The organism is Mesorhizobium sp. RIZ17 (genome assembly GCF_051127865.1).
Lineage (GTDB): Bacteria > Pseudomonadota > Alphaproteobacteria > Rhizobiales > Rhizobiaceae > Mesorhizobium > Mesorhizobium humile.
This window is the reverse complement of sequence record NZ_CP147861.1, coordinates 5,665,527-5,690,910: the sequence shown is the minus strand read 5'-3', so window position 1 is coordinate 5,690,910 and position 25,384 is coordinate 5,665,527. Positions and strand designations below refer to the sequence as shown.

Genomic DNA, 25,384 nt, shown 5'->3' with positions numbered 1-25,384 from the left:
CCTATTCCCTACTCACTAGCCCGAAGGGCGTTCCCATGCTTCTCGGCCGCACCGCCAACGGTCTCTACTGGATGAACCGCTATATCGAGCGGGCCGAAAACATGGCGCGCTTGGTCGACGCCGGCCTGCGCATGGCGCTGACGCGCACGCAGAGCGCTTCTGAGGAATGGAATTCGGTGCTGCTCAGCGCCGGCTCGGACATCGCCTTCAGCCAGAAGTACCAGGATTATACCGCCGCCAACGTCTCCGACTTCCTGCTGCGCGACACCTCGAACCCGTCGAGCACGATGTCGTCGATCGAGACGGCGCGCAACAATGCCCGCATGGTGCGCACGGCGCTGACGCGCGAGACCTGGGAAAGCATCAACGAAGCCTGGATGTCGCTGAAGCGCATGCTGGCGAGGCCGATCGACGAGCGCGACCTGCCGACCGTGCTCGATGCCATCAAGCGCGAGACGGCACTGATCCGCGGTTCGTTCTACGGTACGATGCTGCGCAACGAGATCTTCGATTTCTCGCAGTTGGGCACCTATGTCGAGCGCGCCGACAACACGGCGCGCATCCTCGACGTGAAATATTATGTGCTGTTGCCTTCGCTCTCCTGGGTCGGCTCGACGCTGGACAACTACCAGTGGGAGTCGATCCTGCGCTCGGTGTCGGCGCACCGCTCCTATCGCTGGGTTTATGAGGCCGACTACAAGCCGACCAACATCGCCGACTATCTGATCCTCAATGTGCGCATGCCGCGCTCGTTGACCTTCTGCTATCGCTTCCTCGGCGAGCATCTGAAATTCCTCGCCGACGATTACGGCGAACGCCATGCCTGCCATGGAACGGCCGAGAAGATCCAGGCGCTGCTCAAAAGGGGGTCGATCAAGGACATATTCGATCACGGCCTGCATGAATTCCTGGCCGAGTTCATTCGCGACAACACCAGGCTGGGCGACGAGATCGCCCAGGATTACCGGTTCAATTGAGCACAGCCGAGGGCGAGCGCTATGCGGCTCAAGATCACCCATCGCACCGAGTACCACTACGATCAGCCGGTGCAGTATCTGCTGCAGCGGCTGCGCCTGCTGCCGTTGAGCGGGCGTACGCAGACCGTCGGCTCCTGGGCGATCAAGGTTGAAGGGGCTCGCGAGGAGGTGCGCTTCACCGACCATTTCGGTAACGACACGCGGCTGGTGAGCGCCGAGAGCGGCCAGAACGCGATCACCGTCGAGGCCGCCGGTGACGTGACCACGCATGATACGGCGGGCATAACGGGTCCGCATCAGGGCTTTGCGCCGCTTTGGCTGTTCGGACAGCAGACGCAGCTCACCACAGCCGGCGAGGGCATACGCGAATTGGCCGGCGCGGTCGGGCAGGGCACCGAAATCGAGCGACTGCACCGGTTGATGGGCGCCATCGGCGAACGCGTCGTCTACAGGCCGGGCACGACCAGCGTCGTGACGCCGGCGGAAGAAGCCCTGGCGTTGAAGACCGGCGTCTGCCAGGACCACAGCCACATCTTCATCGCCGCGGCCGGCGTGCTTGGCTTTCCCGCCCGCTACATCAGCGGCTATCTGATGATGGATGCGGCCGTCGAGCAGGCCGCGAGCCATGCCTGGGCCGAGGCCTATGTCGTGGGGCTCGGCTGGGTTGCCTTCGACCCGGCGAACGGCATCTCTCCCGACGAACGCTATGTGCGGGTGGCGACGGGGCGCGACTATCGCGACGCCTCGCCCGTGTCGGGGATACTGCTGGGGCAGTCGCAGGAGAAGCTTGCCGTCACCGTCACGGTGGAGCAGTAATCTTCGCAAGATTCTCTGCCGGAAGAGCGACCATGACCTATTGCGTCGGCCTCAAGATCGATCGCGGGCTCGTGTTCATGTCGGACACGCGCACCAATGCGGGTATGGATTCGATCTCGACCTTCAAGAAGATGCATGTGTGGGAACAGCCCGGCGAGCGCGTCATCGTGCTGATGTCGGCGGGCAACCTTGCCACAACGCAGGCCGTCGTCAGCCTGCTCGACGAGCGCAACAAGGCGGTCGGCGACCGCCACGAGAAGCTGCTCGAGACCCCGTCTATGTACCAGACGGTGCGGCTGGTCGGCGAAACGGTCAAGGAAGTGATCGCGCATGCGTCGCCCGACGGCGAGAAGGCGGATTCCTATTTCAATGCTTCCTTCATCCTCGGCGGCCAGATCAAGGGCAGCCCCCCCAGGCTGTTCATGATCTATCCGGAAGGCAATTTCATCGAGTCGACTGACGACACGCCATTCTTTCAGATCGGCGAGACGAAATACGGCAAGCCGATCATCATTCGCGCCTATGACCGGGCCATGAGCCTGGCGGAGACGGTGAAGCTGCTGCTGGTGTCCTTCGACTCGACGCTGAAATCCAACCTTTCGGTCGGGCTGCCGCTTGATCTTCTGTTCATGGAACAGGATGCGTTCAAGGTGGGGCTGAGCCGGCGGATCGGCCAGGACGATCCCTATTACCGCACCATTTCGGACGGCTGGTCCAAGGCGCTGAAATTGGCCTTTTCAAACCTGCCGGATTTTCCGGGGTAAGCTTTCGGTTCTCACCGTTGCTTCACTATATTTAACATGTTAATTAAAAGCCAAGGGCGGTTCGATCGGCCGGTATCTTTGACGGCTGCTGGGAGGAAACTATGGACAATGAGGAATTCCGCGACTGGTCAAGGCGGGCGGCCGATTGGGGCGCCGATTACCGCGCCGGCCTGCGCGACCGCCCGGTGCGGCCAGCGATCGCGCCCGGCGAGATTTTCAGGAGCATCGAAGCCTCGCCACCCGAAATGCCCGAGCCGATGGAGAAGATCTTCGCCGATTTCGAAGAAAAGATCGTGCCGGGCATGACGCATTGGCAGCATCCGCGCTTCTTCGCCTATTTCCCGGCCAATGCGGCGCCGGTGTCGGTCGTGGCGGAATATCTGGTCTCGGCGATGGCCGCGCAATGCATGCTGTGGCAAACCTCGCCGGCGGCGACCGAGCTCGAGATGCGCATCGTCGACTGGATGCGCCAGGCGCTCGGCCTGCCCGAAGGCTTTTCCGGCGTCATCCAGGATTCGGCCTCGTCGGCGACGCTTGCGGCGGTGCTGACCATGCGCGAGCGCGCGCTCGACTGGCAGGGCAACAGACAAGGCCTCGCCGGGCAGGGCAAGTTGCGCGTCTATTCCTCCGACCAGGTCCATACCTCGATCGATCGCGCCATCTGGGTCTCCGGCATCGGCGAGGAAAACCTCGTCCGCATCCCGGTCAGCGGACGTTTTCGCGCCATGGACACGGCCGCGCTGGAGGCGGCGATCATTGCCGATCGCAAGGCCGGCCTGTTGCCCGCGGGCATCATCGCCTGCGTCGGCGGTACCAGCACCGGCGGCACAGACGACATCGCGGCGGTGGCGGAGGTCGCGAAGCGGCACGGGCTTTACCTGCATGTCGATGCAGCCTGGGCCGGGTCGGCGATGATCTGCCCGGAATACCGGCATTTCTGGACAGGCGTCGAGGGCGCCGATTCCATCGTCTTCAATCCCCACAAATGGCTGGGTGCGCAGTTCGACTGCTCGATCCAGTTCGTGCGCCAGCCCGAAGACCTGGTGCGCACGCTGGCGATCAAGCCGGACTATCTGAAGACCCGCGGTCATGACGGCATCATCAACTATTCGGAATGGTCGGTGCCGCTCGGGCGCCGCTTCCGTGCGCTCAAACTCTGGTTCCTGCTTCGCGCCCATGGCCTCGAAGGCTTGCGCAACATGATCCGCAACCATGTCGCCTGGAGCGAAGGGCTTGCCGCGCGGCTGGCCCGGGAAGCGGATTTCGAGCTCAGCAGCGAGCCGATGCTGTCGCTCTTCTCGTTCCGGCATCGCGCGGCACCAGGCATCGATCCTGACGAGCACAATCTGCATCTGGTCGACGCCATCAATGCCGATGGCCGCATCTATCTCACGCAGACGAGGGTCGACGGGCGCGTGGCGATACGCTTTCAGATGGGACAGTTCGAGTCGACGGCAGCGGATGTCGACGCAGCGTTCGACGTCATAACCGAGATCGCCCGGCGCCCGTCCTGAGGCGGCGGACGTGTTCCGAACTGGTTTGCCTTTTGCAATCAGGTGATTTTCGTTAGCCGGCTTATACCTTTTCTTCGCTTTCGTTTTCCGATATAGACGGAAAAAACGAAAATGGAGGACCAGCAATGTTTCTTTCGCCACGCCATGCCGAGATCATCCAGATGGCGAAAGACCATGGCCGGGTGCTGGTCGACGACCTGGCGACGCATTTCAATGTGACGCCGCAGACCATCCGCAAGGACCTCAACGATCTGTGCGATCAGCGACTGCTGACCCGCATCCATGGCGGCGCCTTGTTTCCGTCCGGCATAGAGAACATGGAGTACGAGGCGCGCCGCAAGATCGCCGCCGACGAGAAGGAAGCGATCGGCAGCGCTGCGGCGCGTCTGATCCCGGACAATGCCTCGCTGTTCATCAATATCGGCACCACCACCGAGGCAGTCAGCAAGGCGCTGCTCGACCATAACGGGCTTATGGTCATTACCAATAACATCAATGTCGCCAATAGGATGCGTATCTATCCTACCATCGAGGTGGTGATCGCCGGCGGCGTGGTGCGCGGTTCCGACGGCGGCATTGTCGGCGAAGCGGCCGTGGATTTCATCCGTCAGTTCAAGGTCGATTACGCCGTCATCGGCGCCTCGGCGATCGACCATGACGGGGCGCTGCTCGACTTCGATTTCCGCGAGGTGAAAGTCGCGCAGGCCATCATCGCGAATGCCCGCCACGTCATCCTGGTCTCCGACCAGACCAAGTTCGAGCGCACGGCGCCGGTTCGTATCGGCCATCTCTCGCAGGTGAATACCTTCATCACCGATCGTTGCGAGATCCCGTCGATCCGCCGGATTTGCGAGGAAACCGAGGTCCGGCTCATCGAGACGGCGCTCGAATAGGCGCGTACCACGGCTGACTCACGCAGCCGTGATATTTCGTTTGACATTCGGTTTGAGTTCGAAATAATTCCGCTGCGGTTTCGTAAAACACAAAAACGGTGCAATGCGAAATCGTTGGAGGACTCCTTGGACGCAATTCCGATCCATGACATTTTCGTCATCGGCGGCGGCATCAACGGCTGCGGCATAGCCCGCGACGCTGTCGGTCGCGGGTTTTCAGTATACCTCGCCGAGATGAACGATCTGGCGAGCGGGACCTCGTCAGGCTCGACCAAGCTCATCCATGGCGGCCTTCGCTATCTCGAATTCTACGAGTTCCGGCTGGTGCGCGAAGCGCTGATGGAGCGCGAGGTTCTGTGGAAGAACGCGCCGCACATCATCTGGCCGATGCGCTTCGTGCTGCCTTACGCCAAGGGCCTCAGGCCCGCCTGGCTGATCCGGCTCGGGCTGTTCCTCTACGATCATATCGGCGGGCGCAAGCTCCTGCCGGCGACGAAGACGCTGGACATGGCCAGCGATCCGGCAGGCAAGCCGCTCAAGCCATTGTTTCGCAAGGCTTTCGAATATTCGGATGGTTGGGTCAATGACGCGCGCCTGGTGGCGCTGAACGCCCGCGACGCCGCCGACCGGGGCGCCATTATCCGCACCCGCACCAAGGTCGTCAGCGCGCGGCGCGACGGTTCGACCTGGATCATCAAGACGCAGAACCTGCTTACGGGTGAAAACGAAGAAGTTCGCGCGCGGCTTCTCGTCAACGCCGCCGGCCCCTGGGTCGATCACGTGCTCTCGACCGCCGTCGGCCAGAACGACGTCCACAATGTCCGCCTCGTGCAGGGCAGCCACATTGTCATCGCCAAGAAGTTCGACGATCCGCGGGCCTATTTCTTCCAGAACAAGGATGGCCGCATCATCTTCGCCATTCCTTACGAGGAAGAATTCACGCTGATCGGCACCACCGACCGCGACTATCCCGGCGATCCGCATGAGGTGAAGATCTCCGATACGGAGATCGACTATCTGTGCGCCGCGGCGAGCGAATATTTCGCGCAACCGGTAAAACGCGCCGACATCGTCTGGACCTATTCGGCGGTGCGCCCGCTTTATGACGACGGCGCCTCGAAGGCGCAGGAGGCGACGCGCGACTATGTGCTGAAGGCCGACGGCGGGGAGGGCGTCGCCCCGCTGGTCAATGCCTTTGGCGGCAAGATCACGACCTTCCGCCGGCTGGCGGAATCGATGCTGGAGAAGATCGAAGGTTTTCTCGGCAAGCGCGGCAAGCCTTGGACACATGACGCGCCGCTGCCGGGTGGCGATTTCCCCGCGACCGGTTTCGATGCCCAGGTTGCCCGGCTGAAGACCACCTATCCGTTCCTGGACCAGCGGCTGGCGCGTCGCTTTACCCGGCTCTACGGCACGCGCGCGGAAAAGCTGCTCGGCCTCGCCAAGTCGAATGCGGATCTCGGCCGCAATTTCGGCGCCGACCTTTACGAGGCCGAGGTGCGCTATCTGGTCGAAAACGAATGGGCGGTCGCCGCCGAGGACGTGCTGTGGCGGCGCACCAAGCGCGGCCTGCATTTCAGCCGCGAGCAGACGGCGGCGCTGGAAGAATTCATGCGCGGACTGAGCAACCGTCATGTCGCGGCGGCGGAATGAGGATCGACCGCTGATGCGCAAGGCCTGGGAGGAGGCGTGATGCTGGAACTGAGGAACGTGACGAAGACGGTCGGCGCGCAGGAGCATATCCGCGACGTGTCGCTGACGCTTCAGCACGGCTCGCTGAATGTCCTGCTTGGGCCGACGCTTTCCGGCAAGACCAGCCTGATGCGGCTGATGGCGGGCCTCGACGCGCCGACTTCCGGCTCGGTCTGGTTCGACGGCAAGGACGTCACCGGGCAGAAGGTGCAGAAGCGCAACGTCGCCATGGTCTACCAGCAGTTCATCAACTATCCGGCGATGACGGTCTACGAGAACATCGCCTCGCCGCTCAGGGTGGCCGGCGTCGAGCAGGCGAAGATCGACAAGGAGGTGCGCAACGCGGCCGCGCTCCTGAAGCTCACGCCCTTTCTCGACCGCACGCCGCTCAACCTGTCCGGAGGCCAGCAGCAGCGCACCGCGCTTGCCCGCGCCATCGTCAAGAATGCCAGCCTGGTGCTGCTCGATGAGCCCTTGGCCAATCTCGACTACAAGCTGCGCGAGGAATTGCGCGCCGAATTGCCGAAGATCTTTGCCGCCGCCGGCACCATTTTCGTCTATGCGACGACCGAACCGCACGAGGCGCTGCTGCTGGGCGGCAACACGGCCACGCTGTCGGAAGGCCGCGTCACGCAGTTCGGCCCGACGGTCGAGGTGTTCCGCAAGCCTGTCGACCTGGTGACGGCACGGACCTTCGCCGACCCGCCGCTCAACACCATCGTGCTCTCCAAAAAGGGGGCGGACTTCCTGCTCGAAGGCGGTGTCAAGCTGCCGGTGCCGCCGGAACTCAACGGCATTCCCGATGCCAGCTACACGATCGGCTTCCAGCCGCATCACCTGTCGCTGGGGCGGCCGAACGCTTCAGCCGTGCCCGTGCGGGCGAAGGTCACCATCACGGAGATCACCGGCTCGGAAAGCTTCGTCCATATGGATTTCGCCGATGCGCGCTGGGTCATGCTTGCGCATGGCATTCTCGATTTCGAGACCGATGACGAGGTCGAGGTGTTCATCGACCCGCGCCACATCATGGTGTTCGACCAGAACGGCCGCGCCGTGACGGCGTCGAAGCTGGCGGCCTGAGGAGCAAACGATGGCGCGCATAGACGTCAACCACATCCGCCACTCCTACCTGCCCAACCCGCAGAAGGATTCAGATTTCGCGTTGAAAGAGGTGCATCACATCTTCGAGGATGGCGGCGCCTATGCGCTGCTCGGGCCGTCGGGTTGCGGCAAGACCACCTTGCTCAACATCATTTCGGGACTTCTGCACCCCTCGCACGGCCAGCTTTTGTTCAACGGCCGGGACGTGACCAAACTGTCGACGCAGGAGCGCAACATCGCGCAGGTGTTCCAGTTCCCGGTCATCTACGACACCATGACCGTCTACGACAATCTGGCCTTTCCGCTGCGCAACCGCCGGGTGCCGGAAGCCGATGTCGACCGCAAGGTGCGCGAGACGCTCGACATGATCGATCTCGCCGGACTGGCCAGGAAGAAGGCGCGCGGGCTCACCGCCGACCAGAAGCAGAAGATCTCGCTTGGCCGCGGCCTGGTGCGCTCGGACGTCAACGCCATCCTGTTCGACGAGCCGCTGACGGTGATCGACCCGCATATGAAGTGGGTGCTGCGCTCGCAGTTGAAGCAGCTGCACCGCCGCTTCGGCTACACCATGGTCTATGTCACGCATGACCAGACCGAGGCGCTGACCTTCGCCGACCAGGTCGTCGTCATGTATGACGGCGGCATCGTCCAGATCGGCACGCCGGCCGAATTGTTCGAGCGTCCGCGCCACACCTTTGTCGGTTATTTCATCGGCTCGCCGGGCATGAATGTGCTGCCGGTTGCGCTGGAAGGCAGGACGGCGAAGCTCGGCGCGCAGCGCATCGAATTGCCGGGCGTGCCGAAGGCCGAAGCCGGCGCCGTCGAGCTCGGCATCCGCCCCGAATATGTGCGGCTCGGCCGTGAGGGCATGACGGTGAAGGTTAGTAAGGTCGAGGATGTCGGCCGCCACAAGGTCGTTCGGGCCAACCTCGAGGGCAAGGAGATCGCGGCCGTCATCGGCGAGGACGACGAGGTGCCTGCCGAGCCGAAAGTCCGCTTCGATCCGGCCGGCATCAACATCTATGCCGATTCCTGGCGCGTCGAGATGGGGGCATAGATGGACAAGACCTGGAACAACAAGGCCTGGTTCCTCGTGCTGCCGGTGCTGGTGCTGGTTGCGTTCTCGGCCGTCATCCCGCTGATGACCGTCGTCAACTATTCGGTTCAGGACACGTTCGGCAACAACGTCTTCTTCTGGGCAGGCACAGAGTGGTTCGAGGAATTGCTGCATTCGTCCCGCTTCTGGGAAGCGATGGTGCGCAACCTGATCTTCTCCTTCATCATCCTGGCGATCGAGGTGCCGCTCGGCATCTTCGTCGCGCTCAACATGCCGAAGAAGGGCTGGGGCGTGCCGGTCTGCCTGGTGCTGATGGCGCTGCCGCTGCTGATCCCGTGGAATGTCGTCGGCACCATCTGGCAGGTGTTCGGCCGCAACGACATCGGCCTGCTCGGTTACTATGTCAAGGCGCTCGGCATCGACTACAACTACGTGCAGGATCCGATCGACGCCTGGGTCACAGTCATCATCATGGATGTCTGGCACTGGACGAGCCTGGTCGTGCTGCTTTGCTATGCCGGCCTGGTCTCCATTCCCGATGCCTTCTACCAGGCGGCCAAGATCGACGGCGCCTCGCGCTGGGCGGTGTTCCGCTACATCCAGCTGCCTAAGATGCAGCGCGTGCTTCTGATCGCCGTGCTTTTGCGCTTCATGGATAGTTTCATGATTTACACCGAACCTTTCGTCGTCACCGGCGGCGGTCCCGGAAACTCGACAACGTTCCTTTCGATCGATCTCGTCAAGACCGCGCTCGGCCAGTTCGATCTCGGTCCGGCGGCGGCGATGTCGCTGGTCTACTTTCTGATCGTCCTTTTGCTGTCATGGGTCTTCTACACCGTGATGACCAACTACGACGCGGAGCGCTGAGATGAGCGGCGCCAACGAAAGAACGGACAGAGTGAGCGAGACAGCGGTTTCCGAAGGACTGGCCAGCACCCTGTCGCAGGATGAAGTGGCGCGGCTGATGCGGCGCCGCGGCGAGGAATCGCGCTGGTGGTGGGTCGTGCCGACGATCTACATCTTCGTCTTGCTGCTGCCGATCTACTGGCTCGTCAATATGAGCTTCAAGACGAATGAGGAAATCATCTCTTCGCTGACGCTCTACCCGCACGCGCCGACCCTGAACAACTACTACATCATCTTCACGCAGTCGGCCTGGTACTCGGGTTACATCAATTCCATCACCTATGTTGTGATGAACATGGTGATTTCGGTCGCCGTCGCACTGCCGGCGGCCTATGCCTTCTCGCGCTACCGCTTCCTCGGCGACAAGCACCTTTTCTTCTGGCTGTTGACCAACCGCATGGCGCCGCCGGCGGTCTTCGCGTTGCCGTTCTTCCAGCTTTACTCGGCCTTCGGCCTTATCGACACCCATATCGCGGTGGCGCTGGCGCACTGCCTGTTCAACGTGCCGCTGGCGGTGTGGATCCTGGAGGGTTTCATGTCCGGAGTGCCGAAGGAGATCGACGAGACCGCCTATATCGACGGCTATTCCTTCCCGCGCTTCTTCGTGAAGATCTTCATGCCATTGATCGCCAGCGGCATTGGCGTCGCCTGTTTCTTCTGCTTCATGTTCTCATGGGTGGAACTGCTGATCGCCCGCACGCTGACCACCACTGACGCCAAGCCGATTGCCGCCACCATGACGCGCACCGTTTCGGCCGCCGGCATGGACTGGGGCCTGCTTGCTGCCGCCGGCGTGCTCACGCTGATCCCCGGCGCTTTGGTCATCTGGTTCGTGCGGAATTATATCGCCAAGGGCTTTGCCCTGGGGAGGGTCTAAGCCATGAACCTCGACTTCTCCTGGATGGCGTGGACGTGGCCGACGGCCGCTTTCTTCATCGTGATTGCACTGATGCTCTGCGGCATGGGCGTCTGGGAATATGTCTCGCCGGGTGGCAACCCGCGCGTCGGCGTGCTGCGCTTCGAAACGACGCGCGGTGACCGTCTCTTCCTATCGCTGCTCGGCAGCGCGTTTATCCATCTCGCTTGGCTGGGTCTCGTTGGGCCTAACCTGTGGTGGGCTCTCGCTCTCTCCGTGGTCTACGCCATCGGCGTGTTCCGTTACGTATAGAGGGGGAAATAGCTGGAGCGGCCGCGTGCTGGCGGCCGCTCCATATCGCACTTGAAACCTTTAACTGTGGAGGAAACACATGCGACGGCAATTTTTAACATCAACGACTGCCCTTGTCCTATTGCTCGGCGCGGGCCACGCCTATGCCGGTATGGACGAAGCAAAAGCCTTTCTCGACAAGGAGATAGGCCCTCTATCGACGCTTTCGCGCGCCGATCAGGAAAAGGAAATGCAGTGGTTTGTCGACGCTGCCAAGCCGTTCGCCGGCATGGACATCAAGGTCGTCTCCGAAACCTTGACCACGCACCAGTACGAATCGCAGGTGCTGGCTCCGGCGTTCACAGCAATCACCGGCATCAAGGTCACGCATGACGTCATCCAGGAAGGCGACGTCGTCGAAAAGATCCAGACCCAGATGCAGACCGGCCAGAACATCTATGACGGCTGGGTCAACGACTCCGACCTGATCGGCACTCACTGGCGCTACCAGCAGGTGCGCAACCTGACCGACTGGATGGCTGGCGAGGGCAAGGACGTCACCGATCCGATGCTCGACGTCGACGACTTCATCGGCACCAAGTTCACCACCGCGCCGGACAAGAAGCTCTACCAGCTTCCCGACCAGCAGTTCGCGAACCTCTATTGGTTCCGCTACGACTGGTTCAATGACGAGAAGAACAAGGCCGACTTCAAGGCGAAATACGGCTACGACCTTGGCGTGCCGGTCAACTGGTCGGCCTATGAGGACATCGCTGAATTCTTTACCGGCCGCGACGTCGGCGGCAAGAAGGTCTATGGCCACATGGACTACGGCAAGAAGGACCCGTCGCTCGGCTGGCGGTTCACCGACGCCTGGCTGTCGATGGCCGGCAACGGCGACAAGGGCCTGCCGAACGGCCTGCCGGTCGACGAATGGGGCCTCAAGGTCGATGAGAATTCTCGTCCAGTCGGCTCCTGCGTCGCGCGCGGCGGCGACACCAACGGCCCGGCCTCGGTCTATGCGATCCAGAAATACCTCGACTGGTTGAAGGCCTATGCGCCGCCGGAAGCCCAAGGCATGACTTTCTCTGAATCGGGTCCGGTTCCGTCGCAGGGCAACGTCGCCCAGCAGATATTCTGGTACACCGCCTTCACCGCCGACATGGTCAAGCCCGGCCTGCCGGTGATGAATGACGACGGCACGCCGAAATGGCGTATGGCGCCGTCGCCGCACGGCTCCTACTGGAAGGACGGCATGAAGCTCGGCTACCAGGACGTCGGCTCGTGGACGTTGATGAAGTCGACGCCGACCGACCGCGCCAAGGCCGCCTGGCTTTATGCGCAGTTTGTTATCTCCAAGACCGTGGACGTGAAGAAGAGCCATGTCGGCCTGACCTTCATCCGCGACTCCACGATCCACGACAAGAGCTTCACCGAACGCGCTCCCAAGCTCGGCGGCTTGATCGAGTTCTACCGCTCGCCGGCGCGCGTGCAGTGGACCCCGACCGGCACCAACGTTCCGGACTATCCGAAGCTGGCGCAGCTCTGGTGGCAGAATATCGGTGACGCCTCGTCGGGCGCCAAGTCGCCGCAGGAAGCCATGAATGGCCTCTGCGCCGATCAGGAGAAGGTTCTCGAACGTATCGAGAAGTCGGGCGTCCAGGGCGATATCGGTCCGAAGATGGCCGAAGAGCATGACCTTGCCTACTGGAACGCCGACGCGGTCAAGAAGGGCAACCTCGCGCCGCAGCTGAAACTCGACAACGAGAAGGAAAAGCCGGTCACCATCAACTACGACGAGTTGGTGAAGAGCTGGCAGAAGTAACAACTGCATGACACGGGCGGGCGCGTCCGTTTAGAAACTGCGGGGGAGGCGGCTTGCCGTCTCCCCCATTGCATGAATGGTGGAGGAAGTGGAATGAGCGGTTTTGTGCTGGCCATCGACCAGGGAACGACCTCGACCCGGGCGATCCTGTTCGACGACAAGATGAAGGTCGCCGGCACCGGCCAGCAGGAATTCGCGCAGCATTATCCGGCTTCCGGCTGGGTCGAGCATGACCCGGAAGACATCTGGGCGAGCGTTCTCGTCACGGTGAAATCGGCGTTGAAGGCCGCCGGTCGCGCGGCATCGGATGTCGCCGCGATCGGCATCACCAACCAGCGCGAGACGGTCGTCATCTGGGACAAGGCGACCGGCAAGCCGATCCACAACGCGATCGTCTGGCAGGATCGGCGTACCGCGCCACTCTGCCAGAAGCTCAAGAAGCAGGGACTGGAAAAGACATTCGCGAAGAAGACCGGCCTGCTGCTCGATCCCTATTTCTCCGGCACCAAGATCGCCTGGATGCTGGACAAGGTGAAGGGCGCCAGGAAGCGCGCCGAGAAGGGCGAGTTGCTCGCCGGCACCATCGACAGTTTTCTCATCTGGCGGCTGACTGGCGGCCACGTACACGCCACCGACGCGACAAACGCCTCGCGCACGCTGGTCTACAACATCGAGAAGAATGTCTGGGACGACGAACTGCTTTCGATCCTGAAGATCCCGGCCGCGATCCTGCCGCAGGTGAAGGATTGCGCCGACGATTTCGGCGTCACCGAAAAGAGCCTGTTCGGGGCCGAAATGCGAATCCTCGGCGTGGCCGGCGACCAGCATGCGGCGACCATCGGCCAGGCGTGCTTCGAGCCCGGCATGATGAAATCGACCTACGGCACGGGCTGCTTCGCGCTGCTCAACACCGGCGCCGATCTGGTGCGCTCGAAGAATCGCCTGCTCACCACGATCGCCTACCGGCTCAACGGCAAGACCACCTATGCGCTGGAGGGCTCGATCTTCATCGCGGGCGCCGCCGTGCAGTGGCTGCGCGACGGCATCAAGGTGATCGGCAAGGCGGAGCAGAGCGGTGCCCTGGCCGCCGCCGCCGATCCGGCGCAAGCCGTCTATCTGGTGCCGGCCTTTGTCGGCCTCGGCGCGCCGCACTGGGACGCGGAAGCGCGGGGTGCCGTCTTCGGCCTGACGCGCAATTCGGGCCCGGCCGAGCTCGCGCGCGCGGCATTGGAATCCGTCGCCTACCAGACGCGCGACCTGCTCGACGCCATGCGCAAGGACTGGAAAGGTGCTTCGGCCAAGACGGTGCTTCGCGTCGACGGCGGCATGGTGGCGTCCGACTGGACCATGCAGCGGCTCGCCGACATTCTCGATGCGCCGGTCGACCGTCCGACGATCCTGGAGACGACCGCGCTGGGCGCGGCGTGGCTCGCGGGATCGAAGGCGGGCGTGTGGCCGAAGGCAAAGGAATTCGCCAAGAGCTGGGCGCTGGAACGGCGTTTCAAGCCGGAGATGGACGCCGCGACGCGCGGCGCGAAACTCGCCGGATGGCGCGATGCGGTGCGCAGGACGCTGAGCACGACCTGAGATCGGAAAAGAGAGAGCCCGCGCCTCTCGAGGCGCGGGCTCAGTCAACGACCCTGGGTACTGACTGGAGGCCGTCAGTAGGGCGAGATGCACTGCTGACGCGGGCCGTTGTAAGGCTGGAAGGTGTTGTCCGAGGCACGATACGAGCGGTAGCGGTCGTAGCACCACTCAACATGCGAGTTGCCGCGATAGACGCGGTTATTCTCGCTGTTGACGATCGCGCCGGTGATCAATGCGCCCGTCGCGAAAGCGGCAAGCGGGAACCAGTAGTCGCCATGACGGCGATAGCCGTGGCGGTATTCGCGATAGCCGCGATGGCCATTCCAATACATGCCGTCATTGCGCGAAAAACGCTGACCGCCGCGCCAATGGTTATGCCTCCAGCGGAAATCGCGCTCGGCGACCGTCTGGACATCGGACGAAGCCGGCGAAGCCTGCGGGACGAACACCTGCGCGGCATTGGCGGGGACCGCCGCGGCGGCGGCAAACGAAACCGACAAGGTGGCGGCAAGCAAGCCCGACACGATCTTTTTCATGGATCTTCTCCTTGAGAGGGTTGGTTTGACGTCCCTGTGCCGGAAAAACGGAAAATGATCGCGATGGTTCCCGTTTGATTCCCAAGCCGTTGTTATTTCGCCAACTTCTGAGATATCCGGGCGGTTGGAAACCGCTATCGGGGTCGACGCGACGGATGCACAATCGCCGGCCGTCAAAATTCGCCAGACCCGTTGATAACTCCGGCTGGCAGGCATCTTTTTCCGGTTGACCGGCCGCGGCACTCTCCCTATGTTCCGCGCAATTTCGAGGGCGGCGTTTCGAGCCCGCGGGAGCGCGTAGCTCAGCCGGTAGAGCAACTGACTTTTAATCAGTAGGTCATGGGTTCGAATCCCATCGCGCTCACCAGAATTTCAAAAATCAAAAAGATGCCAGCACCGACCCGTGGGCTGCCATATCCCGTGCGACCGAAGCGGGACATCTCGTCTGCGTTCCGGGCGATCGGAACAAAAACTTATGCGCGGCTGTTTCCCCTGGTGAAGGGACTGCAATTCGGGACGCGAATAGTGGACGTATTAAATCTGGAACTGGACAGAGCCAGGCTGCGTGTCAAGCGCGCGGAGATTTCGCTCAATCATGCAAAAGAAATGCTGGATGAAGAATGTGGCGTCGGGATCAATCTCGCGCTGTGCGACCGCATAAGGTTGGAGAAGAAGCGCGTGGCGGAGGCAAGAAAGCGGCTGATGAAGATCGCTTCGACCGCCTCAGCCTGACGGGGTGACTCTCCCAAGCCAGGGGAGATCCTGTCGCGTTGCCTTGTCCCTGGACAGGGTCGTGGTTAAACTCGGGCCTCCGAGGGAGGCTCCAGGATGACACTTGACCTTTCGGTAGACGCTCAGGTTCCCAAGGCCGCGCCCAAGCCTGGAAAATATCTTTTCGGTCCGGTCGCCGACTTCCTCATGCTTGGCGGCAGCGCGTTTCTGATCCTGCCCGTGCTGTTCTTCGTGCCGCGTGAATACGAAGGCCCGTTAGCCGCGACGATGGTGGTCGTGGCCTATCTGGTGAACTACCCGCACTTCGCCCATTCCTACCAGATTTTCTACCGCAACTTCGGCCGCAAGGCGCGTGGCGACGGCTACGACAGAAGCCTGCAGCTTCGCTACATTTTCGCCGGCGTCGTCGTTCCGGCGATCATGGCATTGTTCTTTGCCTATGGCGCGGCGACGTCGAACACGCGGCTGCTCGGCTTCGCGGCCAACGCGATGTTCTTCTTCGTCGGCTGGCACTACGTCAAGCAAGGCTACGGCATGCTGATGGTCGATGCCGTCCTGAAACGCAAATTCTTCGACGATCGGGACAAGAAGGTGCTGCTCGTCAACAGCTACGTGGTGTGGATCCTGGCCTGGCTGCAGACGAATACGGCCGTGACGCGGGGGCAGTATTACGGCCTTCAATATTACACCTTCGCGGTTCCGTCCTGGATCACCGACATTGCCGTGCTGGCGGCCGTCGGATCGACGGCCGCCACGCTTTTGATGCTGGTCAACCGCTGGCGAAAAAATGGCGGCGGACTGCCTTACAACGGCATCGTGGCCTATGTCGCCTCGCTCTATCTCTGGATCCTGATCGCCAGGATAAACCCGCTCTGGCTGCTCGTGGTGCCGGCGCTCCACTCGCTCCAATACCTGGCCGTGGTGTGGCGCTATCAGACCAATGTCGAGCGAGACGTCGCGGATGCCACGCGCGATCCGGAGCCGAAAATGCTATCCGTGCTTGGGCCCCGCTACAGGCTGCGGGTGCTGGGCTTCATCATCGGGGGCGCGGCGCTTGGCTATCTCGGCTTCTGGCTGATCCCTTTCGTGCTGACCGGCCTGATCCCTTACGACAGCCAGGTTCTCGGTTCCTCATTGTTTTTCTTCATCGTGCTGATCTTCATCAATGTGCACCACTATTTCCTCGACAATGTGATGTGGCGCCGCGGCAATCCGGAAGTGTCCAAATATCTCTTCCGATAGGGAAGTCAGCGTTGCGGCCGCAGGTGCCAGATCACGCGATCAGCGAGACATTCCCGCCAGCGTGACGCTCGAGCCGACCGGCGAGGTCGAGTTCAAGAAGCACCATGGCAATCTGCGCGGCGCTTAATCCCGTGTGGCGGATGATCTCGTCTATGCCTGTCGGCGTCGGCCCGAGCGCTTCCAGCACATCGGCGCGGTCGTTTTCGCCGGGCGGTGGCATGGCGGATATGTCGGGGGCCTCGGCAATCGGGGCGGTTCTTGGAGCCCGGGTGCCGGCGAGCGGCGCCAGCGCGCCGAGCACGTCGGCTGCCTCGGTGACGAGCGTGACGCCGTCCTTGAGCAGTGCGTTGCAGCCGGCGGCGCGCGGGTCGAGCGGCGAGCCCGGCACGGCGAAGACCAGCCGGCCCATCTCGTTGGCGAGGCGGGCGCTGATCAGCGAGCCGGAGCGCTGCGCAGCCTCGACCACCACCAGTCCAAGCGCCATGCCGGCAACCAGGCGGTTGCGACGCGGGAAATCCTGGGCGCGCGGCTGCCAGCCGAACGGCATTTCCGACACGATGGCGCCGCCGCGATCGGCGATCTCATCGCACAGGCCGGCATTTTCGGGCGGGTAGGGCACATCGAGCCCACCAGCGAGCACACCGATGGTTCCGGTCGAAACGCTGCCTTTGTGCGCGGCCGTGTCTATGCCGCGCGCCAGGCCCGAGACGATGGCGTAGCCGTCGCGGCCGAGATCTGTTGCCAGCATCCGCGCCATCTTGATGCCGGCAAGCGAAGCGTTGCGGGCGCCGACGATCGCCACCGCGGGCAAACGGAAGACCGCGCCTTCGCCTTTCACCGCCAGCAGCGGCGGCGGGTTGTCCAGCGTCTTCAGCAGGGGCGGATAGTCGGCTTCGCCAATGCCGACAAAGCGGGCGCCGGCGCGCCGGGCAGCGTCCAGCTCGGCTTCGGCTTCGGCAACGGAGGGGATACGGATTATGCGATTGGCGCCGCCGGAGATCATCAACTCGGGCAGCATTTCAAGCGCCGCTTCGGCCGAGCCGAAGCGGTTGATCAGCTCGCGAAACGAGGCAGGGCCGACATTGGGCGTGCGGATCAGCCGAAGCCAGGCAAGCCGCTGCCGGTCGCTGAGGCGCGGGCCGGCGGCCGGCGCGCTCATCCCTTCGCCCCGATCTTGCCTTCGGTGCCGGCCAGCAGCCGCGAGATGTTGGCATGATGCTTGACGATGACGATCAGACTCATCACGGCGAACAGGCCGGCGATCTGTGGCGTGCTTATGAAATAAAGCGCGATCGGCACGATCACCGCGGCAGCCAGCGCCGCCAGCGAGGAATAACGGAACAGGAAGGCCATCGCGAGCCAGACGACGGCGAAGACAAGCATGCCCTGCCAGGCAAGGCCGAGCAGCACGCCGAGATAGGTTGCGACGCCCTTGCCGCCCTTGAAGCCGAGCCAGACCGGGAAGAGATGGCCGAGGAAGGCTGCGAAACCGGCCAGAAGCCCGTAGTCCGGCGAAAAATGCCCGGCGATCAAAGCGGCGGTCGTGCCTTTCAGCGCATCGAGCAGCAGCGTGGCGGCGGCAAGGCCTTTGTTGCCTGTCCTCAGCACATTGGTCGCGCCGATATTGCCGGAGCCGATCTGGCGAACGTCGCCGAGCCCGGCCGCACGAGTGATCAAGAGCCCGAACGGGATCGAGCCGAGCAGATAGCCGAAAATGAGCGCGATCACGTAACCCATTGTTTCCCCTACATTTCTGTCGCGCATCTTGCTCTCTATGATTGAGACAATGTGCGCGATACAACCTTAATTTGCAAGAGCTCGCCTTGCTCAAGCATCAGTTGGTCATAATGGTAGAGTCGGTAGGGTTCGCCAAGCAAGCCTGTGCCGGGCAGGCTCGGAAGGGCTCAAGGTGATAGGTGGTCTGGATCAGGATGACGTTTCGTTGAATCGCCATCCTGATCCAACTCTTTGTTGGAGCATGATCTTCTGCGCAAACCGGTTCCCACGTCTCGCGATCATGCTCTAGGCAGAAAACACCGTGCGGCCCGCGACCACCGTCTGCAGGACCTTGCCCTGCAGGCGCGCGCCTTCGAAACACGTGTTCTTCGAGCGTGAGTGCAAGCCGCTTTCGCTGACGATCCACGGCTCGTCGAGATCGACGACCGTGAGATCTGCCGATGCGCCCGGCTTCAGCGTGCCGGCCGGCAGGCCGAACAGTCTCGCCGGCGCGGTGGACAGCGTCTCGATCAGCCGCAGCAGCGGCACGTCGCCATTGTGGTAGAGCCGAAGCGCCGCTCCCAGCAGCGTCTCCAGCCCGATGGCGCCGGCGGCGGCATCGGCAAAGGGCAGGCGCTTGGTGTCGACGTCCTGCGGGTCGTGGGAGGAGACGATGATGTCGATCGTGCCGTCCTTGATCGCCTCGATCATCGCCAGCCGGTCGTCCTCGGCGCGCAAGGGCGGGGTCAGCCGGAAGAAGGTGCGGTATTCGCCGACGTCGTTCTCGTTGAGCGACAGGTTGTGGATGGCTACCCCTGCGGTGACATTGGCACCGTCGGTCTTGGCCCTGTTCACCGCGCCGGCCGCCATCGCCGACGAGATTTTTGCGGCGTGATAGGCGCCGCCGGTCAGCCGGGCCAGCGCCAGGTCGCGCTCGAGCGGAATGAGCTCCGCCTCGCGCGGGATGCCGGACAGGCCGAGCCAGCTTGCGTAGAGCCCTTCGTTCATCACGCCGGACGAAGCGAGGTCGGCGTCTTGCGTTTCATGCGCGATCACACCGCCGAAATCGCGCGCATAGGTCAGCGCCCGACGCATCACCAGGGCGTTGGCGATCGTGTGGCGGCCGTCGGTGTAGGCGACGGCGCCGGCCTCACGCAGCAGGCCGAATTCGGTCATCTCGCGGCCTTCGAGGCCCTTGGTGATCGCGGCCGCCGGGAAAATGTTGACGCTTGCGGTGTCGCGCGCCGTGCGCAGTACGAATTCGACCAGTGCCACATTGTCGATCACCGGGTCGGTGTCGGGCATCATGACGATGGAGGTGACGCCGCCGGCCGCCGCCGCGACACTTGCCGAGGCGATGGTCTCGCGATGCTCGCCGCCGGGTTCGCCGATGAAGACACGCGCGTCGACAAGGCCTGGAATGATCGTCTTGCCGGCGCAGTCGACGACGGTGGCGCCTTCCGGCACGCCCTGGTTCAACGCCGCTTTTCCGGCCGCGACGATCTTGCGACCGTCGACGACGACGCTGCCGATCTCGTCCACGCCGCGCGACGGGTCGACGATGTGCGCCTTGCTGAAGACGGTCACGCTCATGCGCCGCGCCCCTCATGGTTGCGGCGTGGATCGAGCAGCGCCTCCATGACCGCCATGCGCACGGCGACCCCCATCTCCACCTGTTCCTGGATGACGCTTTGCGGTCCGTCGGCGATCTCGGAGGCGATCTCGACGCCGCGGTTCATCGGGCCGGGATGCATGACCAGCGCATCGTCCTTGGCAGCTTTCAGCTTTTCGGCATCGAGGCCGAAATAGCGGAAATATTCGCGGATCGAGGGCACGAAGGCACCTTCCATGCGCTCGCGCTGCAGGCGCAGCATCATCACGACGTCGGCATCCTTGAGGCCCTCGGCCATAGAGCGCGCGACGACCACGCCCATCCTGTCGATGCCGGACGGCAGCAATGTCGAGGGCGCGACGACGCGCACCTGCGCGCCAAGCGCGTTCAGAAGCATGATGTTGGAGCGGGCGACGCGCGAATGCAGGATATCGCCGCAAATCGCCACGATCAGCTTCGACAACGGTCCCTTGGCGCGGCGGATGGTCAGCGCATCGAGCAGCGCCTGCGTCGGGTGCTCATGCGCGCCGTCGCCGGCATTGACCACCGAGCAGCCGACTTTCTGCGCCAGCAGTGCCGCGGCCCCGGCCGACTGGTGGCGGATGATCAGGATGTCAGGGCGCATGGCATTGAGTGTCATGGCCGTATCGATCAGCGTCTCGCCCTTCTTCACCGAGGAGCTCGCCACCGACATGTTCATGACATCGGCGCCAAGGCGCTTGCCGGCAAGCTCGAAGGACGACTGCGTACGGGTCGATGCCTCGTAGAACAGGTTGATCTGGGTGCGGCCGCGCAGTGTCGAGGTCTTCTTTTCCGATTGCCGTGAGATCGCCACGGCCTGGTCTGCCCGGTCAAGCAATAGCTCGATATCGGCGGGGGAAAGATCGCGGATGCCCAGAAGATGGCGGTGGGGAAAGAGCGGCAGGGACGAAGCGTCGGTCATCTCAAGGCGCTGCTATAGGGTGCGGTCCAGCCTGCCGCAAGCGCCAGCTTTGGATTGCGGGCGTTCTCCCCGGTATTTTCGCTGCGTGGCTTGGGCTATAAGGCGGCGATGGCTTCGGATTCGCGACCGCGGCCTTCAAGATGCAAGGACCCTTCTGCCAATTGAAGGATTGGGCGTGACCGACGACGTGATCAACCAGCCGCCGCCGCTGACGGGCGGCAACGCATGGCGGGGCGATCCGTTGCTCATCCAGCTCGCCGAGCGTTTTTCCGACCCCGTGCGCAAGGATCTCGACGGGCTTGGCCGTTTCGTGATGACGCAGGAGGCCCAGGAGCTCGCTCGCCTCGCCAACACCGACACGCCGAAATTGCGGACGCACGACCGCCAGGGCCGCCGTCTCGACCTGGTCGAATATCATCCGGCCTATCACGCCTTGATGCGCCGCTCCGTCGCCGGCGGCCTGCATTCTTCCGTGTGGGAAAACGGCGATGCCGAGATCGGCCGCCGCCACCAGGTGAGGGCGGCGCGCTTCTACCTGACCGCCGAGCTCGAGACCGGACATCTTTGCCCGATCACCATGACCAGCGCCTCGCTGGCGGCCTTGATGGCGAGTCCGAAGCTGTTCCGCGAATGGGCGCCGCGAGTGACGACGCGCAAATACGACCAGACGCAGAAGCCGCCGGTGCAGAAGACCGGACTGACGCTCGGCATGGGCATGACCGAGAAGCAGGGTGGCACCGACGTGCGCGCCAACACCACCAGGGCGGAGCGCACCGGAAGCGGTTTCTACCGGTTGACCGGACACAAATGGTTCATGTCGGCACCGATGTCGGACGCCTTCCTGGTGCTGGGACAGGCTCCGGAGGGACTGTCCTGTTTCCTCGTCCCGCGCATCCTGGGCGACGGTTCCGGCAACGGTTTCCGCTTCCAGCGGCTGAAGGACAAGCTCGGCAACCGCTCGAACGCCTCGTCGGAGGTGGAGTTCGTCAACGCGATCGGTGAGATGGTCGGCGACCCGGGCGCGGGCGTGAAGACGATCATGGACATGGTGACGCTGACCCGGCTCGACTGCGCGGTCGCTTCGTCGGCGCTGATGCGGGCGGGCCTCGCCGAGGCCGTTCACCACACGCGCCATCGCCAGGTGTTCGGCTCGAACCTGATCGACCAGCCGCTGATGCAGCGGGTTCTGGCCGACATGGCGCTCGACGTCGCCGCGGCCACGGCGCTGTCGTTCCGGCTGGCGCGTTCTTTCGATGAGGCGGCGAGCGATCGCGGCGAGGCAGCCTTTGCCCGCGCCATGACGCCTGTCGTCAAATACTGGGTCTGCAAGATCGCGCCGCAGCTGCTTTACGAGGCGATGGAATGCCTCGGCGGCAACGGTTACGTCGAGGAAGCGCCGCTTGCCCGCTACTACCGGGAGGCGCCGGTCAACGCGATCTGGGAGGGCTCGGGCAATGTGATGGCGCTCGACGTGCTGCGCGTGCTTGGCCGTGCGCCCGGCTTGTTCGATGAAGTGCTGGCCGGCATCGACCGCGACCTCGGCGCCGGCGGGCGCGGCACCATCGGCGTGCTGAAGGCGGCCATGCAGGTGGCGGCGACCGACCAGGGCTCGGCGCGCCTGCTCACGGAACAGCTCGCGCTTTCGGCCGCCGCGGCGGAGCTTCGCAGGCTGGGAGCAGGGCGGATCGCCGACGCCTTCGTCGAAACGCGGCTCGGCGGCCAGTGGCGCACCACCTACGGCATGCTCGATTCGCGCCACGACGCGCGCATGATCGTCGACACGCTCTATCCTCCGGTGACCTGATCCGGCTCTAAATCAAAGAGATAGAACATGATGCCGAGAAACCGCTTCACAGCTTTCCGCATCATGCTCTAACGGCACATTGCCGATCTGTGGATAGCTGTTAACCTTAACAAATGGTTTCCGTTGCGGCGAGCCGTTGCAAAGCCCAATCTCCGCTTTGGAGTAGGGAACGGTTAACCATGACCTCCCCGAGCTCCGCCAGCGGGAAGCGTATGCGGCACGTATTGAGCTCAGTTCTGGCCTTGCATTGGGCGGTGGTTTTCGCCCTGCTTGCCTATATCTGCATGGACGGCAGCCGCGGCATAGCGGCGGCGCTTGGTGTGCTTGGCCTCTCACTCCAGGGCAGCCGGTTTCCCGAGCTTGATAATGTTGCCGTGGTCGCACCGCTTTCGATCGCGCTTCTGACCGTCGCGGTGTTGTTCTGCTGGGCCTTCGTCGAAACGCTGTTGAACGCAACGGCAAGGCCGGACGCGGGCGAGAGCGTGGCGCGGATCGCCTTCATCTCGGCATCCTTCCTGCTTTCGGTGATCCTCATCGGCGGCGTGGCGCAGGGGATCGATGGCCTGTTCATGATCGTCGCCATCCAGATGACGGCGCTGCTTGCCTCCTACATCGCCGTGCTGGCCGAACGCCGCTCCACCTTCGCCGCAATGAATCTGCCCGAGGGCGATATTCGCGCCGCCTCGCGCATGGCGATGGGGGCCGCGCACAGTTCGCTTCTTTCCCGTATATCCGGCCGCCCGGAAAACAAGCCTGGAGGCAGGCGCTGATGCGCACGATATTCACACTCTGGGCTGCTCCGATGGCCATCTTCTGGGGATGGTTCTTCCTATCGGCCAATGACATGAATTTCGGCTACGCGATGCTGAGCCGACAGGTGCACGATTTCGCTTTCCAGCTCTATGGCCAGATGCTCGGCGTCGATCCGGCTATCATCCCGGGCATGGTGGCGCGGACCTGCGTTTTCGACTTCTTCCTGCTCATGGGGCTTTGGGCCTTCCGCCGCCGGCGCAACATCGCCGAATGGATCAGGCAGCGCCGGCAGGGCGATATCAGCTCCGATCGGCTCGGCCGAGCGACTGAAGCCGGTCCAACGCTCCCTGCAGAATAAAGGCGGCGGCCGCCGAATCGATCTTGCCGGCGCGCTTCTTGCGCGAGAAATCCATCTCGATCAGTGTCCGCTCGGCTGCGACCGTCGACAGCCGCTCGTCCCACAGAACGAAGGGCAGGTCGCAAAGCGGTGCCATGTTGCGAACGAAGGCGCGCGATTTTTGCGCACGAGGCCCTTCCGAGCCGTCCATGTTGACAGGCAGGCCGAGCACGAAGGCGCCGACATTGTCTTTCTCGAGCTGAGAGAGCAACTGGGCGGCATCGAGCGAAAACTTCTTGCGCAGGATGACCGGGCGCGGATGGGCGAAGGACAGCCCGCGATCGGAAACCGCTACGCCGATCGTCTTATCGCCGAGATCGAGCCCGGCGAGCGTCCTGCCGCCGGCGAGCCGCTCCGGCAGGTCCTCGATTGAAATAATGCCCAACGGCTTGTCCTGACATCCGGGCGTCACATCCTTTTGACGGTGGGAAGCGCCGCGCTACTTTCAATTTGCCGCCAGCGTTCTATCTTCCGGCAACGGAAAAATCGAGGAAGCATTCATGAAACTGACCTGGTACGGACATTCGGCATTCCGCGTCGAGACCAAGGACGCCACCATCCTCATCGATCCCTATCTGGTTGGCAATCCGTCCTGGACGGGCGGGTGGGAAGGGCCGGCTGAGGGCGTGACCCATGTGCTCCTGACCCACGGCCATAACGACCATGTCAGCGGCGCGGTCGAAGTGCTGAAGAAAAGCGGCGCCATGCTGGTCGCCAATTTCGAGATCTGCATGTTTCTCGTCGGCCAGGGCGTCAGCGGCGACAAGATCAATCCGGGCAATATCGGCGGCACCGTCGATTGCGGCCCTTTCACCACGACCTTCGTCCAGGCGCTGCATTCGTCTTCCTTCGGCGGCGAAGGCGGCACGAACACCTATCTCGGCAATCCGGGCGGGCTCGTCCTGCACTTCCCCGGGGACAAGACGCTCTATCACATGGGCGACACCGACATCTTCTCCGACATGGGGCTGATCAACGAGCTGCATGAGCCGAAGATCGGCATCGTGCCGATCGGCGACCGCTTCACGATGGGCGGCGCGGTGGCAGCTCTTGCCTGCCGCCGCTTCTTCGGCTTCGACACCGTCGTTCCCTGTCATTTCGGCACCTTCTCGATGATCGACCAGACCGCCGACAAGTTCGTCGCCGGCATGGAAGGCTCGGGCGTCAACGTGGCGCTGCCGGAAATCGGCAAGGCGATGGAGATCTAGGTCGCTCCATCAGGAATCTGGAACGAAACCATGGCCTTGAGATAGGTTCTTTGCGTTTCGATGCTGGTCGCGGCGACACCCGCGCCGGCCACCGATGATTTGATCTAGGCGTCTATCTGCAATCGGAGGAGCGCTGCCAAGAAGGATACGCTGCAGACCGTG

At 63.0% G+C, this 25,384-nt stretch carries 25 protein-coding genes and 1 tRNA gene; 20 read left to right on the top strand and 6 right to left on the bottom strand.

The annotated features are described in order from the left end of the window. Window positions 1–35 precede the first annotated feature (35 nt). The 13 genes from WDX12_RS27715 (at window position 36) to glpK (ending at window position 14,279) form a co-directional block, all read left to right on the top strand. The gene (locus WDX12_RS27715; protein WP_434722720.1) at window positions 36–977 is read left to right on the top strand and encodes an alpha-E domain-containing protein; all 942 of its coding nucleotides are present in this window, start codon (window positions 36–38) and stop codon (window positions 975–977) included. 21 nt (window positions 978–998) lie between these two features. Continuing rightward, entirely contained in the window at window positions 999–1,793 is a 795-nt protein-coding gene (locus WDX12_RS27710) for a transglutaminase family protein (RefSeq protein WP_320295750.1), read from the top strand. A 32-nt stretch (window positions 1,794–1,825) separates the two neighbouring features. Beyond that, window positions 1,826–2,557 carry a peptidase gene (locus tag WDX12_RS27705; protein WP_320295749.1) on the top strand — a complete coding sequence of 244 codons (732 nt, stop codon included), beginning with the start codon at window positions 1,826–1,828 and terminating at the stop codon, window positions 2,555–2,557. A gap of 101 nt (window positions 2,558–2,658) precedes the next feature. Next, a complete protein-coding gene (locus WDX12_RS27700) occupies window positions 2,659–4,071 on the top strand; it encodes a pyridoxal phosphate-dependent decarboxylase family protein (RefSeq protein ID WP_434722719.1) in 1,413 nt (470 codons plus the stop codon). Window positions 4,072–4,196: 125 nt separating this feature from the next. Continuing rightward, window positions 4,197–4,964, top strand: a complete 768-nt coding sequence (locus WDX12_RS27695) for a DeoR/GlpR family DNA-binding transcription regulator (protein WP_320295747.1) — start codon at window positions 4,197–4,199, stop codon at window positions 4,962–4,964. A gap of 126 nt (window positions 4,965–5,090) precedes the next feature. Beyond that, entirely contained in the window at window positions 5,091–6,617 is a 1,527-nt protein-coding gene (gene glpD / locus WDX12_RS27690; RefSeq protein ID WP_434722718.1) for a glycerol-3-phosphate dehydrogenase, read from the top strand. 39 nt (window positions 6,618–6,656) lie between these two features. Then, window positions 6,657–7,736: an ABC transporter ATP-binding protein gene (locus WDX12_RS27685; RefSeq protein ID WP_434722717.1), complete on the top strand. Its 1,080-nt coding sequence runs from the start codon at window positions 6,657–6,659 to the stop codon at window positions 7,734–7,736. 10 nt (window positions 7,737–7,746) lie between these two features. Next, window positions 7,747–8,814, top strand: coding sequence for an ABC transporter ATP-binding protein (locus tag WDX12_RS27680; protein ID WP_434722716.1), 1,068 nt, complete (start codon window positions 7,747–7,749; stop codon window positions 8,812–8,814). Continuing rightward, window positions 8,815–9,681 carry a carbohydrate ABC transporter permease gene (locus WDX12_RS27675; RefSeq protein WP_320295743.1) on the top strand — a complete coding sequence of 289 codons (867 nt, stop codon included), beginning with the start codon at window positions 8,815–8,817 and terminating at the stop codon, window positions 9,679–9,681. It begins immediately after the preceding gene. Between the two features lies 1 nt (window position 9,682). Continuing rightward, window positions 9,683–10,597, top strand: coding sequence for a carbohydrate ABC transporter permease (locus WDX12_RS27670; protein ID WP_434722715.1), 915 nt, complete (start codon window positions 9,683–9,685; stop codon window positions 10,595–10,597). A 3-nt stretch (window positions 10,598–10,600) separates the two neighbouring features. Continuing rightward, complete coding sequence (locus tag WDX12_RS27665) at window positions 10,601–10,888, top strand: DUF2160 domain-containing protein (protein WP_320295741.1); 288 nt, start codon at window positions 10,601–10,603, stop codon at window positions 10,886–10,888. A 79-nt stretch (window positions 10,889–10,967) separates the two neighbouring features. Beyond that, window positions 10,968–12,692, top strand: a complete 1,725-nt coding sequence (locus WDX12_RS27660; protein WP_320295740.1) for an ABC transporter substrate-binding protein — start codon at window positions 10,968–10,970, stop codon at window positions 12,690–12,692. Window positions 12,693–12,785: 93 nt separating this feature from the next. After that, complete coding sequence (gene glpK, locus WDX12_RS27655) at window positions 12,786–14,279, top strand: glycerol kinase GlpK (protein ID WP_434722714.1); 1,494 nt, start codon at window positions 12,786–12,788, stop codon at window positions 14,277–14,279. A 74-nt stretch (window positions 14,280–14,353) separates the two neighbouring features. On the opposite strand, the gene WDX12_RS27650 is transcribed toward glpK, so the two are convergent. Further along, on the bottom strand, window positions 14,354–14,815 hold the full coding sequence (locus tag WDX12_RS27650; protein WP_320295738.1) for a BA14K family protein: 462 nt from the start codon (window positions 14,813–14,815) through the stop codon (window positions 14,354–14,356). Between the two features lie 291 nt (window positions 14,816–15,106). Between WDX12_RS27650 and WDX12_RS27645 the strand changes: the two genes are divergently transcribed. From WDX12_RS27645 to WDX12_RS27635, 3 genes are all read left to right on the top strand, one after another. Further along, window positions 15,107–15,182, top strand: a tRNA-Lys gene (locus WDX12_RS27645). Then, window positions 15,155–15,547, top strand: coding sequence for a hypothetical protein (locus WDX12_RS27640; protein WP_434722713.1), 393 nt, complete (start codon window positions 15,155–15,157; stop codon window positions 15,545–15,547). The genes WDX12_RS27645 and WDX12_RS27640 overlap by 28 nt, the downstream gene beginning before the upstream one ends. A 96-nt stretch (window positions 15,548–15,643) precedes the next feature. Then, window positions 15,644–16,789, top strand: a complete 1,146-nt coding sequence (locus WDX12_RS27635) for a hypothetical protein (RefSeq protein WP_434722712.1) — start codon at window positions 15,644–15,646, stop codon at window positions 16,787–16,789. A 31-nt stretch (window positions 16,790–16,820) separates the two neighbouring features. Here the strand turns inward: WDX12_RS27635 and dprA are convergent, their stop codons facing one another. The 4 genes from dprA to WDX12_RS27615 form a co-directional block, all read right to left on the bottom strand. Further along, window positions 16,821–17,948 carry a DNA-processing protein DprA gene (gene dprA / locus WDX12_RS27630; RefSeq protein ID WP_434722711.1) on the bottom strand — a complete coding sequence of 376 codons (1,128 nt, stop codon included), beginning with the start codon at window positions 17,946–17,948 and terminating at the stop codon, window positions 16,821–16,823. Beyond that, window positions 17,945–18,526, bottom strand: coding sequence for a glycerol-3-phosphate 1-O-acyltransferase PlsY (gene plsY / locus WDX12_RS27625; RefSeq protein WP_434722710.1), 582 nt, complete (start codon window positions 18,524–18,526; stop codon window positions 17,945–17,947). The genes dprA and plsY overlap by 4 nt, the downstream gene beginning before the upstream one ends. 285 nt (window positions 18,527–18,811) lie before the next feature. Further along, window positions 18,812–20,098 (bottom strand): dihydroorotase, encoded by a 1,287-nt coding sequence (locus tag WDX12_RS27620; RefSeq protein WP_434722709.1) that lies wholly within the window; start codon window positions 20,096–20,098, stop codon window positions 18,812–18,814. Then, on the bottom strand, window positions 20,095–21,060 hold the full coding sequence (locus WDX12_RS27615) for an aspartate carbamoyltransferase catalytic subunit (protein ID WP_434722708.1): 966 nt from the start codon (window positions 21,058–21,060) through the stop codon (window positions 20,095–20,097). The genes WDX12_RS27620 and WDX12_RS27615 overlap by 4 nt, the downstream gene beginning before the upstream one ends. Window positions 21,061–21,235: 175 nt before the next feature. Here WDX12_RS27615 and WDX12_RS27610 point away from each other — a divergent pair, with 175 nt between their 5' ends. The 3 genes from WDX12_RS27610 to WDX12_RS27600 all read left to right on the top strand — a co-directional run bounded on the left by WDX12_RS27610 (window position 21,236) and on the right by WDX12_RS27600 (window position 23,975). Then, window positions 21,236–22,864: a DNA alkylation response protein gene (locus WDX12_RS27610; RefSeq protein ID WP_320295732.1), complete on the top strand. Its 1,629-nt coding sequence runs from the start codon at window positions 21,236–21,238 to the stop codon at window positions 22,862–22,864. 212 nt (window positions 22,865–23,076) lie between these two features. Continuing rightward, window positions 23,077–23,634 (top strand): hypothetical protein, encoded by a 558-nt coding sequence (locus WDX12_RS27605; protein WP_320295731.1) that lies wholly within the window; start codon window positions 23,077–23,079, stop codon window positions 23,632–23,634. After that, window positions 23,634–23,975 (top strand): DUF6105 family protein, encoded by a 342-nt coding sequence (locus WDX12_RS27600; RefSeq protein ID WP_201410094.1) that lies wholly within the window; start codon window positions 23,634–23,636, stop codon window positions 23,973–23,975. The genes WDX12_RS27605 and WDX12_RS27600 overlap by 1 nt, the downstream gene beginning before the upstream one ends. Here WDX12_RS27600 and ruvX read toward each other — a convergent pair. Further along, a complete protein-coding gene (gene ruvX, locus WDX12_RS27595) occupies window positions 23,917–24,399 on the bottom strand; it encodes a Holliday junction resolvase RuvX (protein ID WP_434722707.1) in 483 nt (160 codons plus the stop codon). The genes WDX12_RS27600 and ruvX overlap by 59 nt on opposite strands. Before the next feature lie 115 nt (window positions 24,400–24,514). On the opposite strand from ruvX, the gene WDX12_RS27590 reads away from it, so the two are divergent. Then, window positions 24,515–25,222 (top strand): metal-dependent hydrolase, encoded by a 708-nt coding sequence (locus tag WDX12_RS27590; RefSeq protein WP_434722706.1) that lies wholly within the window; start codon window positions 24,515–24,517, stop codon window positions 25,220–25,222. Window positions 25,223–25,384 lie beyond the last annotated feature (162 nt).

Bases quoted from the DNA above. Each gene is read 5' to 3' on its own strand.
- WDX12_RS27605 (WP_320295731.1), top strand. From the start codon at position 23,077: ATGCGGCACGTATTGAGCTCAGTTCTGGCCTTGCATTGGGCGGTGGTT.
- WDX12_RS27715 (WP_434722720.1), top strand. From the start codon at position 36: ATGCTTCTCGGCCGCACCGCCAACGGTCTCTACTGGATGAACCGCTAT.
- glpK (WP_434722714.1), top strand. From the start codon at position 12,786: ATGAGCGGTTTTGTGCTGGCCATCGACCAGGGAACGACCTCGACCCGG.
- WDX12_RS27590 (WP_434722706.1), top strand. From the start codon at position 24,515: ATGAAACTGACCTGGTACGGACATTCGGCATTCCGCGTCGAGACCAAG.
- WDX12_RS27620 (WP_434722709.1), bottom strand. From the start codon at position 20,098: ATGAGCGTGACCGTCTTCAGCAAGGCGCACATCGTCGACCCGTCGCGC.
- WDX12_RS27685 (WP_434722717.1), top strand. From the start codon at position 6,657: ATGCTGGAACTGAGGAACGTGACGAAGACGGTCGGCGCGCAGGAGCAT.
- WDX12_RS27635 (WP_434722712.1), top strand. From the start codon at position 15,644: ATGACACTTGACCTTTCGGTAGACGCTCAGGTTCCCAAGGCCGCGCCC.
- WDX12_RS27660 (WP_320295740.1), top strand. From the start codon at position 10,968: ATGCGACGGCAATTTTTAACATCAACGACTGCCCTTGTCCTATTGCTC.
- WDX12_RS27650 (WP_320295738.1), bottom strand. From the start codon at position 14,815: ATGAAAAAGATCGTGTCGGGCTTGCTTGCCGCCACCTTGTCGGTTTCG.
- WDX12_RS27680 (WP_434722716.1), top strand. From the start codon at position 7,747: ATGGCGCGCATAGACGTCAACCACATCCGCCACTCCTACCTGCCCAAC.
- WDX12_RS27710 (WP_320295750.1), top strand. From the start codon at position 999: ATGCGGCTCAAGATCACCCATCGCACCGAGTACCACTACGATCAGCCG.
- WDX12_RS27675 (WP_320295743.1), top strand. From the start codon at position 8,815: ATGGACAAGACCTGGAACAACAAGGCCTGGTTCCTCGTGCTGCCGGTG.
- WDX12_RS27700 (WP_434722719.1), top strand. From the start codon at position 2,659: ATGGACAATGAGGAATTCCGCGACTGGTCAAGGCGGGCGGCCGATTGG.
- plsY (WP_434722710.1), bottom strand. From the start codon at position 18,526: ATGGGTTACGTGATCGCGCTCATTTTCGGCTATCTGCTCGGCTCGATC.
- WDX12_RS27695 (WP_320295747.1), top strand. From the start codon at position 4,197: ATGTTTCTTTCGCCACGCCATGCCGAGATCATCCAGATGGCGAAAGAC.
- WDX12_RS27600 (WP_201410094.1), top strand. From the start codon at position 23,634: ATGCGCACGATATTCACACTCTGGGCTGCTCCGATGGCCATCTTCTGG.
- WDX12_RS27670 (WP_434722715.1), top strand. From the start codon at position 9,683: ATGAGCGGCGCCAACGAAAGAACGGACAGAGTGAGCGAGACAGCGGTT.
- WDX12_RS27665 (WP_320295741.1), top strand. From the start codon at position 10,601: ATGAACCTCGACTTCTCCTGGATGGCGTGGACGTGGCCGACGGCCGCT.
- WDX12_RS27640 (WP_434722713.1), top strand. From the start codon at position 15,155: ATGGGTTCGAATCCCATCGCGCTCACCAGAATTTCAAAAATCAAAAAG.
- dprA (WP_434722711.1), bottom strand. From the start codon at position 17,948: ATGAGCGCGCCGGCCGCCGGCCCGCGCCTCAGCGACCGGCAGCGGCTT.
- WDX12_RS27705 (WP_320295749.1), top strand. From the start codon at position 1,826: ATGACCTATTGCGTCGGCCTCAAGATCGATCGCGGGCTCGTGTTCATG.
- WDX12_RS27615 (WP_434722708.1), bottom strand. From the start codon at position 21,060: ATGACCGACGCTTCGTCCCTGCCGCTCTTTCCCCACCGCCATCTTCTG.